Below are 12,977 nucleotides of genomic sequence, written 5' to 3'. Positions count from 1 at the left end.
TAATTTAATGGCTCAGGGTTTTATATGTTTAATAACTACTGTCATCTAGATACCGATCACCTATGACTTTTTTCGTAATAGCTTCCAATTTGTCTTTGGTCATTTCATTCTTTGGTTTTGAATTCAGGGCATGCTTTTTAGCTTTATTATTACTATAATCATCCAGTGGATACATTTTGAAATTTTGTCTAGTATTACTATCAAGCGGATTCGCAATGTCATAATGTGTTACTAATGACTTCCATTTTACATCTTTGATTGTTATACCTTTAGGTTGTTTTTCAATATTAAACTGAAGATTGCCCCCTAGCGCATTACTTTCATTACCAGTAGATTGGCCATTCAAGAAATTTCCCAGGGAATAAGCAACCAATGTTTGATGATTATTGTCGCCCTTCACCCATTGGATTGGCTGAATCACGTGAGGATGTGTGCCGATTACTACATCGACACCTGCATCAGCAAAAACCTTGGCATATTTTTTCTGTTGTGCATTAGGCTCGTGTTTGCCTTCATTACCCCAATGTGCCGATACCATAACCATATCACTTTGTTCTTTAGCTTTTGCTACATCTTTTTTGATTTGTTCCTCATTAAAGTAGTTAATTTGATATTTATTTTCCGGTTTAATATCATTCGTTCCATATGTATAACTTAGCATTGCGATTTTAATACCATTTTTGTTAAATGTTGGAATCGTATCTCTGTCCTTTTGAGATTTAAATGTGCCTGTATAAAAAACATGCTTAAAATGTTCCCACAACTCAATCTCATTTAATAATCCATCAGTACCTTGATCTAGAGCATGATTATTAGCACCATTAACTACATTGAAGCCTGTGTTCATAACATCTTCTGCAATATCACTAGGTGTATTGAACTGCTTAAAACCAGAAAGCCCTTTTTCATCTCCACCAATTGGTGATTCTTGATTTATATAGGCAATATCCGCAGCTTGTATTTCTTTCTGTAACGATTCATACATAGGTTCAAAATTAAAATCACCATTGCTTTGTAAAGCATCACGATATACAACTGGATGTATTAAATTATCACCCACTGCATAAAAAGATGCTTTTTGAGTTAAATTCCTTTGATCTGACAAACAAAATATACATAACGTTAAAAAAAGTGAAATCAATAAAATTAATAGTATACGATACTTCATCTTGTTTGACTCCCTCTCATCAAAAATTTTGTTATACATACGCTTACATTAATTATTAGTATAGTTTTTCTTGTAATACAGTTCAATAATAAACAAACATTTTACATTTTATTATATAAAAAAGGTGAGTATATGAAATCATCTTTAACATAATGATGTCATACACTCACCCATAGCATGATATAAGGTTGACGAATAGCCAAAAATCTTAAAACAAGTACTTTTAAATATTAGCCAACTTATAAAATTGCACACGTCTTTAGTATCTAATATTTTTTGATAATGCTATTTTCAAATATAACTAAATAAATGATTTAAATGCCAGTAATATAGCCGAACTATTGGCTAAACATATTGCGTTACAGTTTCAGTAGGTAATCTATATGAATCATGAGCTGGGTTCTTTGCTTTCCCAACAGCAACAATCAATACCGGTACATAACGTTCTGCATCAATATCGAACGCATCAGCTATTTGATCACTTTCAAATCCACCAATTGGATTTGTATCATAACCATGCGCTTTCGCAACTAACATAAATTGCATTGCAGCTAAACTACTATCGATTTTAACGATATCATTCATTTGCGCTTTAGGAGCACTATCATAAAGTGCTACCACTTTATCTAACATTTCATCTTTCACTTCTTCAGGCATAAAACCGTGTTTTACAGCATTATCATAAATTTCTTCGCCGTAAGTTTGGCTTTGCATATCACCAAAAATAACTACCATTGCTGAGGATGTGTCATTTTGACGTGTGTTGAAACGAATTAGTGGACGTAATTTGTCTTTACCTTCCTCACTTTCTACTATTAGAAAACGCCAAGGTTGCATATTAACAGAGGATGGGGCTTTCGTTGCTTTTTGAATCATTTCGTCCATTTCTTCTCTAGGGATTTTAAATTGCTCGTCAAACACCTTCACTGATTTTCTATTGTTTAAAATATCTTCAAAATTATTATTTGTCATTCTTTTCTACTCCTTAATTATTTTTAACAAAATCAAATTATACTCAATTTGACCACTTTTACAAATCTTTTGTTTATTAATATTTTTCATAATACAACAAAACATTTTAAAACCTTATTACAATCAGTGTTTATATGTATAAATTTTTTCATAAAGAGATGACGTGCTTCTAAATAATCATTTATTTTCCCAACTCAATTTAAAACTATTTTTATTTAAAAAATACACAAATTTTTGAATAATTATATCTAGATATCAATAGACATTGTAATAGTTTTTTCTCGAAATCCTATTTTTTCATATAATTGTTTCGCCACGTTTTCTGCATATACGTTAAGCCTTACTTCATTGACGCTATGTTTTTTAAAGTAATCATTAACAAAATGAATTAATTTCTCAGCTATACCTTGTTTTCTATAATCTTCGAATACATATAATTCATAAATAAAACCGTATTCCTTCTGTTCAAAAGTATCTATTTTTTTATCAATAAGGATAAAACCTTGTACAACTTCACCTTCACCATAAACAAAATACGATGCGCCTTCTTCTTGTAATTGCTTAGACATCGTACGCATTAAAGCATCACTCAAATTAAAATCCACAGTTACTGATTCTTTAAATACTTCTGGTATCACTTGATTAATCACTTCTAATTCTTGAGCATTCGCTTTTCTAATAGATATAATATCTCACTCCTCAATTATTTATAATATTTCTTTCTCATATTCTAGCTTTAATTAATACCTCTTCACACTAAAAATATTTATTTTTTCATAAAAAATGAGAATTCTCTCCAATGTATGCGTTTGATATATTTTAAATTTTAATTACACACTATATTATTTGTAAATTTATAGTAAAATATATTAGTAGCATCCTTTAAAAAATAAATAATCGAAAAAAGCACTGAAATTATTCATAATTTTTTTGTATAAGTATCAAACCTCGTTTGTTTTTATTTATACTTTTAAGTCATGCTACAATATGTACTTTAGGTTCAATTGCCAAAAAATACCTATACTTTAATTCTTAGAGCATTATTTTACAAAATCAGTCTTTCTACCAATATATTAATAGTTGATATTTACGATTGAAATTTGTTAATATTTTACCTTGTATAAAAATATAGAGAAAATTTAAAAAAAGAGGGAACATAATGAAGTCCATTTCAGTCATAGTGACTTATTACAACTCAGAAGATTATATCGAAAGATGTTTGAGTAGTCTTAAAAAACAAAGATTCCAAGATTTTGAACTCATTTTAGTTAATGATGGTTCAACTGATAATTCTAAAGAAATTGCGACAGCAACTACTAAAGAATGGGATATCCCCATTAAAGTAATAGATTTACCACATAATACTGGCCATGCACATGCTAGAAACATTGGCCTTAAAGAAGTTGAATCACCTTATTTCATTTTTATTGATTCGGATGATTACCTAGCTTCTTATGCTTTATCATTTTATATGAAGAAATTGAATAGTTTTGATGCTTTAATTGCGCCTATTCATTCTTTTACTTTAGATATTCCTCAATACGTCGATCAAAATTTAGTACGTACAGAATATTTAAATACAAAAACAAAATCAAACCAATTTTTACGTAAACAAACGGTTTGTAATATTGTTTTCAAAACGGCAATCGCACGTGGACACAACCTACAATTTAACGAAGATTTAAATATCTTTGTTGATTGGTCATTTATATTAGAATTCATTAAATATGCTAATGATTTTGTTCGTATCAGCCAATTTCCTTTCTATATTAAAGGAGAAATCTACGATCCATTTTTAAAACCAGCATTATCCCAACAAGACTTTGGCATTATATTTAACGATTATGTCTATAGTTTTTCAGATTCTGTTAAACGTGCGCCACTAAAAGAAAACAAAGTGTTTATTAAAAATAAAATGAAAAATTTATTCAAACGTTCTTTTGAACCATCATTAAGAAAATTACCTGAACGTTACGAAAACAATAGTGAATTACTTCCAAAAGTTACGCGTGAATTACTACCTACAATATTTAAAAATGAAAAACCATTATTTATGATTGAATCATTAATGCTGATGTTGAATAAACGTAATTCTGCTTTTAAAGTGAACCAGTTCAGAAAGCAAGCACGTTTAGTTAAAAATATTGTTTTACGTAGAAAAAATAAACATCGTGCGCTGTATCAATTAACAGATAGCGAAGATAAAGTAAAAAGCAATAGAATTGTATTCGAAGCCTTCGCCGGTAAAAATTATAGTGATAGCCCTAAATATATTTATGAATATATGATGAAACATCACCCAAATTATGAATTTATATGGGTCTTCAAAAGCCCTTCTAAAGTTCACTTACCTGGTCCAGCTAAAAAAGTAAAAAAAGGTTCTAAAGAGTATTATGATGCTTATTCAACAGCTAAGTATTGGGTAACTAACGCAAGATTACCTTTATACTTAAATAAAAAACCTAACCAAGTCTATATTCAAAATTGGCATGGAACACCTTTGAAACGTCTAGCAAATGATATGAAAGTAATTCGTATGCCTGGTACGACCACTGATAATTACAAACGTAATTTCAGAGAAGAAACAAGTCGCTGGGATTATCTTGTTTCACCTAATGCTTATTCGTCCAAAATATTCGAAACTGCTTTTTGGATGAATCCAGAACAAATTCTTGAAATTGGCTATCCAAGAAATGACGTATTGGTGAATCACGCAAATGATAAAGGATACATTCAACAAATTAAAGAAAATCTAAACTTACCTGCAGATAAGAAAGTTATTATGTATGCACCAACGTGGAGAGATGATGAGTTCGTCAAAAAAGGTAAGTATCTATTCAACTTACAAATTGATCTAGATAACCTACAAGCACAATTAGGTGATGAATATGTTGTATTACTAAGAATGCATTACCTCATTTCTAATGCATTAGATTTACGTGGTTATGAAGATTTTGCAATTGATGTATCAAACTATAGTGATATCTCTGAATTGTATTTAATTTCAGATTGCCTAATCACTGATTACTCTTCTGTAATGTTTGATTATGGTGTACTTAAAAGACCACAATTCTTCTTTGCTTATGACTTAGATAAATACGGTAAAGATTTACGCGGATTCTATCTTGATTATCACAAAGACCTACCTGGTCCTATCCATCAAGATGCTTACCAGTTAACAGAAGATCTAAAAAACTTAGATCAAGTCGCTATAGATTATAAGGATAAAATCGATAAATTCTATAATGAGTTCTGCTCATTAGAAAAAGGTGAAGGCTCTAAAGCAATTGCAGATTTAATTACAGGTAAAAAGCATAATTAATTTACCTTAGTGTATTATAGCAATCTAACTTTAATTACAGCTCATTTCATTAGGGCTTAATTAAGCTATGCTAGTGCCATGCATAAGTCACACCTTAAACAAAGAAAGAGCCCGGACAGTCCGGGCTCTTTCTTGTATATAAATTACTTGATTATAGTTTTTATAGTTAACAGCAAACCTTTACTACGTGTAACCAAATCATCTATCATTCAATAAATGATATCTTAGGAATGGGACAGAAATCTGTTTAAGCAAATTAGATTACGTCATCGCTACCCGCCAAATATGACTAGCATTGATAGGTATAAAAGGTTAGCTGAGTTGAAGTTATTGCATAAAACTGTTAACTTAATAAATTTAGAAATGACTTTTTAGAGAAGCGGGTTTAATGATTAAGGCTGAGACAATTAAAATTTGTCCCAGCCACAAAATCATCTATATTAAACTAAGTATCTGGTATTTATTTAACTGTACCAGCGTCTTTATCATGTACACCGTGACGATAGAAATCAATGTATTCTGGTTCTAATGGTTTTTTACCACGAATAATATCAGAAGCTTTTTCTGCCATCATTAGTACCGGTGAATGGATATTACCGTTTGTCGTACGTGGCATTACTGAAGCATCTACCACACGTAAATTTTCCATGCCATGAACTTTGAATGTTTCTGGATCTACAACTGACATTTCATCAGAAGCAGGCCCCATTCTACAACTACATGATGGATGTAAAGCAGTCTCGCCATCACGTTTAACCCATTCTATAATCTCTTCATCTGTTTGTACTTCAGGCCCCGGTGAAATCTCTCCACCATTAAAAGGATCTAATGCTTTTTGTTTCAAGATATTTCTTGCCACTTTAATCGCTTCAACCCATTCGCGTTTATCTTCTTCTGTAGATAAATAGTTGAATACAAATTCTGGTTTTTCAAATGGATCTTTTGATTTAATCTTCAAGTGACCACGAGAATTTGAGTACATAGGGCCGACGTGTACTTGATAACCATGCGCAGCTGGTGCTTTTGTACCATCGTATCTTACTGCGATTGGCAAGAAGTGGAACATTAAGTTTGGATAATCTACTTCATCGTTAGAACGAACGAAGCCACCACCTTCAAAATGGTTTGATGCAGCTGCACCTTTACGTCCTAAAATCCATTGTAAACCAATAAATGGCATCTTCAATTTATTTAAACTTGGTTGCATTGATACTGGCTGCTTACATGCATGTTGCACATAAACTTCTAGATGGTCTTCAAAGTTTTCACCAACACCCGGTAAGTGAATACGAGGTTCAATACCTAATGAACGTAAGTGTTCAGAATCACCTATACCTGACAATTGTAATAATTGTGGTGAGTTAATTGCACCACCAGATAAGATAACTTCTTTCGCGTTAACTGTATGCTCTTTACCATTCTTCTTAAATGTTACTCCTGTAACTTTATTACCTTCGAAGTTTAATTTCGTAACAAAAGCACGTGTTTGTACTTCTAAGTTTTTACGTTTCATCGCTGGATGTAAATATGCTCTTGAAGCTGATACACGACGACCATTATGTACTTGACTGTCAAATGGACCAAAGCCTTCTTGACGGAAACCATTTACATCTGGTGTTTTATTGTAACCTGCTTCAACGCCAGCATTGAAAAATGCTTGGAATAATGGATTATCAGCTGGACCACGTCTTAACTTGATTGGACCGTGATGCCCTCGATAAGGGTCGTCTTTCGTAGAACCAAATGTTGTTTCTAGTCGTTTGAAATATGGTAAACAATGCGCATAATCCCATGAATCCATACCTTCAGGTTTGGCCCATTTTTCATAATCCATTGGGTTCCCTCTTTGATAAATCATACCATTAATTGAACTTGAACCGCCTAAAACTTTACCACGTGCATGGCCAACTTTACGGCCTCCCATATGTGGTTCTGGCGTTGTTTCATAAATCCAATCATATAATTTATTACCAGCTGGATACATTAAAGCTGCTGGCATTTGTATTAATAAGTCCCATGGATAATCACTACGCCCCGCTTCTAATACAAGTACATTATTTGATACGTCCTCACTTAAACGGCCGCCTAGTACTGAACCAGCGCTACCGCCACCTATGATGATATAATCATATGATTCTTTCATAGTTATACTGCCTCCTGAATCTATTAAATGTTATTTAGCCTTCTCTATTTATATATTTATAATTTAGTTATGCTTTACCGAACCAATTGACTGTTTCTGGATTGGTATTACGTAAAATATGCTTTTCTTCTTGATATTCAGCTAATCCTGCTTTACCAAGCTCTCTACCAATACCTGATTGTTTATATCCGCCCCATGGTGCTTGTGCGAAATATGGATGGAAATCGTTAATCCAAACGGTACCCATTTTTAATTTATTTGCTACGCGTTCTGCTTTTCCAACATCATTTGTAAACACGCCACCTGCTAATCCGTAAATTGAATCGTTAGCAAGCTCGATTGCTTCTGCTTCAGTTGTGAAACTTTCAACCGTTACAACAGGTCCAAACACTTCTTCTTGTACAATACGCATTGACGTATCACAATCCGTAATAACTGTTGGTTCAAAGAAGAAACCAGCTTGTAAATCTTCACGTTCAGGGCGTTTCCCACCAATTGCAATCGTTGCATTCTCAGATTTAGCAACTTCCATATAGTTTTCAATTTTTTCACGGTGCTCGGCTGAGATGACTGGTCCCATTTCTGTATCTTCGTCAAAACCGTTACCTAATTTAATATTTTTTATTCTTTCTATAAGTGCTGCTTCAAATTTTTCTTTAATATCGTTTTGCACGATAATTCTTGCTCCTGCAGAACAAACTTGACCTGCATGGAAAAATCCACCATTCAATGCTTGATCTACTGCTAAATCAAAATCAGCATCATCAAATATAATATTTGGATTTTTACCGCCTAATTCTAAAGCAATATTTGTTACATGATCTGCCGCATTTTTCATAATGTGTTTACCTGTTTGAATACCACCAGTAAATGATACTAGGTCCACTTCTTTATGTGATGATAAGGGCTCGCCTACTTCTGAACCTTTACCTAGTACAAGGTTAATAACACCTTGTGGGAAGCCAACTTCTTCCATCAATTCAAATACACGAATAGTAGTTAATGGAGTAATTTCACTCGGCTTCATAACTAATGAACATCCTGAAGCTAATGCAGGTGCTATTTTCCAAGATGCTTGAAGTAAAGGGTAATTCCATGGCGTGATTTGCGTAACAACACCAACTGGTTCTTTTATGACTTTACTTTCTGTATTTGGGATCGGTGAATCTATGATTTCACCACCATCTTTGTCTGCTAGTCCAGCAAAGAAATTAAATACATTAGCAATATCGTCCATATCAGCATAAGATTCTTCTAACGTTTTACCAGTGTCTAACGTTTCAAGTTTAGCTAATTCTTCACGATGTTTAACGATTAAGTCAGAGATTGCTCTCACTTTCTTACCACGATTTTCACTTGTTTCGTTAGCCCATTCGCCATCTTCAAATGCGCGTCTAGCTGCCAATATTGCACGCTCGCTATCATCGGCTGTTCCTTCTGCAACTTCAAAAATCACTTCTTGATTATATGGATTAATAATTTTTCTTGTTTCTTTATTTGAGCTTTCAACCCACTCACCATCAATAAATTGACGGCGAGATAAATTTTTTACAAGTTCCATTAAAATTACCTCCGTTAAGTTTGTTAAATTTTTATTTAACGAATTTTATAGATTTTATGTTAGCATAGTAGTTGAAAGGGTGTCAAACGAGTTCAAATATTACACACTCATTTTCAATTATGATCTGATATCTATAATTCTTAGATTAATTGACCTTTTTAACTTGAACTTAAAAAATTTAATCGGAGGTGTACACATTGGTACATTCTAATAACCCTGAAAATCAATTAGACGAAGCCAAAGACATTGTTATCAATGCAATTGGTGAGACAATGGATTTATATGGCATCAATAGAAGTGTCGGAAATTTATTCGGAACTATGCTTTTCGAAGATAGTATGACGTTGGACGCAATGCGCGAACAATTACAAATGAGTAAGCCGAGTATGAGTGCTGGCGTTAAAAGACTCCAAGAATTTGATATCGTAAAACAACAATTTACACGTGGAAGTAGAAAACAGCATTTCATAGCTGAAAAAGATTTCTTTAATTTCTTCAGAAATTTTTTCACTCGAAAATGGAGGAGAGAAATTGTCATTAACGCTGAAGCAGTTCATGATTCAGTTGCAATGTTAGATAAAATCATTAATGATAAAAACGTTGATGAGGCTACTAAGAGTGAAGCAGTTGAAACTAAACAGCAACTCGTTGATACATTGCCCTATTATGAATGGTTAGATCAATTAAGTGATGCGCTTGAAAGTGGCGAAATCTTTAAATACTTCCCCATACCAGAGGAAACGCACAGAGAAGACTAAGTTTTCGGATTTATAATAATAAAGATCACATTACTTATTCTGTTAATGATTCACCTTCATTCTTGCTCAATATATTTATTTTAAGCTCGTTCAATATTACAGGTATTCCCTTTTTATTTAATTAGTAAAGCTTATAAAAAATAGCTGCCGACATGCTGTCGGCAGCTATTTTTCCTTTTATAAATTGTCGTCTTCTTTTTTCTCTCTCACTTGTGTAATTCTTAATGAACGACGTTCTACTTCCCTATATTTATCAGCGCGATGTTCCAATTTGAGTCGGTCCTCAGACAATGTCCGTAAGAAGGATATCATCATCATTACAAAAACAACTAATACTGGCACACTGGCTAATAAAGAAGCTGTTTTCAATACATCTAATGCACGTTCGCCACCCACTAACATTAAAGCAAATGGTAACAAGCACAATGCAAATGCCCAATATAATCTATTGGCTTTTAATGGTTCGCCAATCACTTTTTTCTGTGATGCTGCAGCTAAAATATAAGAACCAGAGTCAAATGTTGTTGCTAAGAATAAAATAGCTGAAATTAAGAATAAAATAATAACTAAATTTGGAAACGGCAAATGATGTAAAACTTCAATTATTGTAGCTTCAGTAGTATGTGAATTTAAGAATTCAATAACATTAAATTGACCACTTATTTGTAAATACACTGCATAATTTCCAAAAATACCAAAGAATAACATACAGCCTAATGTACCATATATTAATGTACCTAAAACAAGTTCTTTTAGTGTACGACCTCTTGATATACGTGCAATAAATAATCCAATAAATGGTGCATAAACTATCCACCAAGACCAATAGAATATCGTCCATTTTTGAGGGAACATTGTTTCTTCACGTCCCCCTATACCACCAAAAGGTTCAATCCATGTTGCCATCTGGAAAAAGTTTTTAAACATGTTACCCATACCAGTGATTGTTGTTTCCATTATAAATATAGTCGGACCAACAACTAACACAAATCCAAGTAATATAAATGATAAGATCACATTTCCATCACTTAAAACTTTAATACCTTTTTTCAAACCTGAATAAGAACTATAAGCAAATATAGCTGTAATAATTAATAAAATAGCGCTCTTCATGAGCATATTATCTCCATCCATTCCTGTAAGACGCTCTATTCCTGCTGTAATCATCGGCACGCCTAAAGCTAATGATGTAGCTGCTCCGCCTAACAAACCAAAAATAAAGACAATATCAACTATTTTTCCGACAATACCATCTGTTTGACCTTTTAATACAGGACGTAAAGTTTGACTGATTTTATAAACTGGTTTGTTCTTCACAAATACAAGATAACCAATGCAAAGTGCCGGTAACACAAATGTCGCCCATGCAATTGGCCCCCAGTGGAACATGCCGTACATCGTAGCATAATTAAGTGCGCTATCTGTCATACCATTAACTCCGTGTGGAGGATCTTGATAATAAAACGCCCATTCAATGATACCCCAGTATAAAATATCAGAAGCAATCCCTGCACAAAACAGCATTGCTGCCCAACTAAAATTATTAAACTCAGGTTTATCTGTTGCTTTACCTAGAGTTACATTGCCATATTTACCAAAAGCTATGTATAATACGAAAATCAACGTTACTAAGCCAATCAGTAAATATATAGAACCTATTGTACTAGAAACAGCATCATTCATTTTAGTAATAATGTCTTGACTGGCTTTTGGAAAGACCATCATAGGAATTACTGCAATAAGTAAAATTATCGATGATCCTATAAAGGTCGTCCAATCCATGACTTTATTCTTTTCCATTTTTGAACACCCCTGAACTTAATTTTCTTATTATGTATAAGTTGCTAAAATAAATAAACGTTAGCAAAACAAAATATTAATTCACAAACATGAGCCTAACGAACTTTAAATAATAATGCAAATTACATTCAAAAATACTTTTACCAAAATATGAATAATTATATAATATGAACATCTTTCCATCATAAGAAAATTGGCACAATCACAGTGTTAAGTTTAAATTTAACGTAATTAATGAATCTTACAATTTTTATAATTGGATATTTATACTTAAATAATGCATAAATATTTGTTTTTATTTTTTTCTATGAATTCAAAAAATTAGAATTAATTATTATTAAAATCCAAAATTCTTAATACCAAAAAAATATAAAATCAGAAATTTTTAATTAGGTAAAATGAATGTCGTTATTGGTAATAATATGCAAAATTTAAATGTTTTAATTGTCTTAACTCACTTTTTCGTACAAATATTCTATAATAAGGTAAGACATTTTATAATTGAATTGAATAAAGGAGTACTACAAATGGAGAAATCACAAATTGTTAATTACTGGGATAAACGTGCTGGCTCTTTTGGCGAAAATAAACAAGCAGAATTAGAGAGTAAACATGCATTAACTTGGATTAATGAAATCAATCAAATCGCCCCTATATATAAAGACATGAAAATTTTAGATATCGGTACTGGCGCTGGTTTTTTAGCAATCTTATGTACTCAGCATGGAGGAGCAGTCACTGGTATAGATCTTTCACCAGAGATGATAGAACATGCTAAAGCAAATGCACAACACTTCAAACAAAATATAGACTTTAAAATTATGGATGCTGAAAATCTAAACTTTGAAGATGAAACGTTTGATATAGTTATTTCAAGAAATGTAACTTGGCTCCTACCAGATACAAAAGGTGCTTATAAAGAGTGGTTACGCGTTTTAAAACCACAAGGTAAATTGATAAATATTGATGCTGATTATGGCAAAGATTCATTTGAGTCTTATGAATCTATTGGATCAAACCATGCGCATGACACGCTTGGTAAAGACATGCTAGCAGAAAGTGAAGCTATTAAGCAGAGCATCTCAATTAATCACCAACCCCGGCCTCAATATGATATTCAAATACTTAAAGAATTAGGTTTTAATCATATACACTTTGATGAAGGAGTATATCATCGTATTTATAATGAAAAGGACGCTTTCTATAACCCAACGCCTATATTTTTAATATCCGTTACAAAATAGTTACAGTTA

General features: G+C 32.4%; 9 protein-coding genes. 3 read left to right on the top strand and 6 right to left on the bottom strand.

Annotation, left to right across the window (positions count from 1 at the left end; translation table 11 throughout):
- Window positions 1-28 precede the first annotated feature (28 nt).
- From J5E45_RS07020 to J5E45_RS07010, 3 genes are all read right to left on the bottom strand, one after another.
- Entirely contained in the window at window positions 29-1,168 is a 1,140-nt protein-coding gene (locus J5E45_RS07020; protein ID WP_101050164.1) for a CapA family protein, read from the bottom strand.
- Between the two features lie 345 nt (window positions 1,169-1,513).
- On the bottom strand, window positions 1,514-2,140 hold the full coding sequence (locus J5E45_RS07015) for a nitroreductase family protein (RefSeq protein WP_208181933.1): 627 nt from the start codon (window positions 2,138-2,140) through the stop codon (window positions 1,514-1,516).
- Window positions 2,141-2,388: 248 nt separating this feature from the next.
- Window positions 2,389-2,778 (bottom strand): GNAT family N-acetyltransferase, encoded by a 390-nt coding sequence (locus tag J5E45_RS07010; protein ID WP_338061906.1) that lies wholly within the window; start codon window positions 2,776-2,778, stop codon window positions 2,389-2,391.
- Window positions 2,779-3,299: 521 nt separating this feature from the next.
- Here J5E45_RS07010 and J5E45_RS07005 point away from each other — a divergent pair.
- On the top strand, window positions 3,300-5,462 hold the full coding sequence (locus J5E45_RS07005; RefSeq protein ID WP_119605104.1) for a bifunctional glycosyltransferase/CDP-glycerol:glycerophosphate glycerophosphotransferase: 2,163 nt from the start codon (window positions 3,300-3,302) through the stop codon (window positions 5,460-5,462).
- Between the two features lie 460 nt (window positions 5,463-5,922).
- Here the strand turns inward: J5E45_RS07005 and betA are convergent, their stop codons facing one another.
- Window positions 5,923-7,605, bottom strand: a complete 1,683-nt coding sequence (betA, locus tag J5E45_RS07000; protein WP_069793197.1) for a choline dehydrogenase — start codon at window positions 7,603-7,605, stop codon at window positions 5,923-5,925.
- Window positions 7,606-7,672: 67 nt separating this feature from the next.
- Window positions 7,673-9,166 carry a betaine-aldehyde dehydrogenase gene (gene betB, locus J5E45_RS06995; protein WP_208181932.1) on the bottom strand — a complete coding sequence of 498 codons (1,494 nt, stop codon included), beginning with the start codon at window positions 9,164-9,166 and terminating at the stop codon, window positions 7,673-7,675.
- Window positions 9,167-9,363: 197 nt separating this feature from the next.
- Here betB and cudC point away from each other — a divergent pair, with 197 nt between their 5' ends.
- Complete coding sequence (gene cudC / locus J5E45_RS06990) at window positions 9,364-9,924, top strand: choline uptake/conversion transcriptional regulator CudC (protein ID WP_039067491.1); 561 nt, start codon at window positions 9,364-9,366, stop codon at window positions 9,922-9,924.
- 177 nt (window positions 9,925-10,101) lie between these two features.
- On the opposite strand, the gene J5E45_RS06985 is transcribed toward cudC, so the two are convergent.
- Window positions 10,102-11,724: a BCCT family transporter gene (locus tag J5E45_RS06985; RefSeq protein ID WP_208181925.1), complete on the bottom strand. Its 1,623-nt coding sequence runs from the start codon at window positions 11,722-11,724 to the stop codon at window positions 10,102-10,104.
- A gap of 527 nt (window positions 11,725-12,251) precedes the next feature.
- Here J5E45_RS06985 and J5E45_RS06980 point away from each other — a divergent pair.
- Complete coding sequence (locus tag J5E45_RS06980; RefSeq protein WP_039067493.1) at window positions 12,252-12,968, top strand: class I SAM-dependent methyltransferase; 717 nt, start codon at window positions 12,252-12,254, stop codon at window positions 12,966-12,968.
- The last annotated feature ends 9 nt before the right edge of the window (window positions 12,969-12,977 follow it).

This window comes from Staphylococcus shinii (assembly GCF_017583065.1).
In the GTDB taxonomy this organism is placed as follows: Bacteria; Bacillota; Bacilli; order Staphylococcales; family Staphylococcaceae; genus Staphylococcus; species Staphylococcus shinii.
The sequence above is the reverse complement of the archived record's forward strand: the minus strand, read 5'-3'. Positions and strand labels throughout refer to the sequence as shown.

Bases quoted from the DNA above. Each gene is read 5' to 3' on its own strand.
- J5E45_RS07020 (WP_101050164.1), bottom strand. From the start codon at position 1,168: ATGAAGTATCGTATACTATTAATTTTATTGATTTCACTTTTTTTAACG.
- J5E45_RS07015 (WP_208181933.1), bottom strand. From the start codon at position 2,140: ATGACAAATAATAATTTTGAAGATATTTTAAACAATAGAAAATCAGTG.
- J5E45_RS07005 (WP_119605104.1), top strand. From the start codon at position 3,300: ATGAAGTCCATTTCAGTCATAGTGACTTATTACAACTCAGAAGATTAT.
- betA (WP_069793197.1), bottom strand. From the start codon at position 7,605: ATGAAAGAATCATATGATTATATCATCATAGGTGGCGGTAGCGCTGGT.
- betB (WP_208181932.1), bottom strand. From the start codon at position 9,166: ATGGAACTTGTAAAAAATTTATCTCGCCGTCAATTTATTGATGGTGAG.
- J5E45_RS06985 (WP_208181925.1), bottom strand. From the start codon at position 11,724: ATGGAAAAGAATAAAGTCATGGATTGGACGACCTTTATAGGATCATCG.
- J5E45_RS06980 (WP_039067493.1), top strand. From the start codon at position 12,252: ATGGAGAAATCACAAATTGTTAATTACTGGGATAAACGTGCTGGCTCT.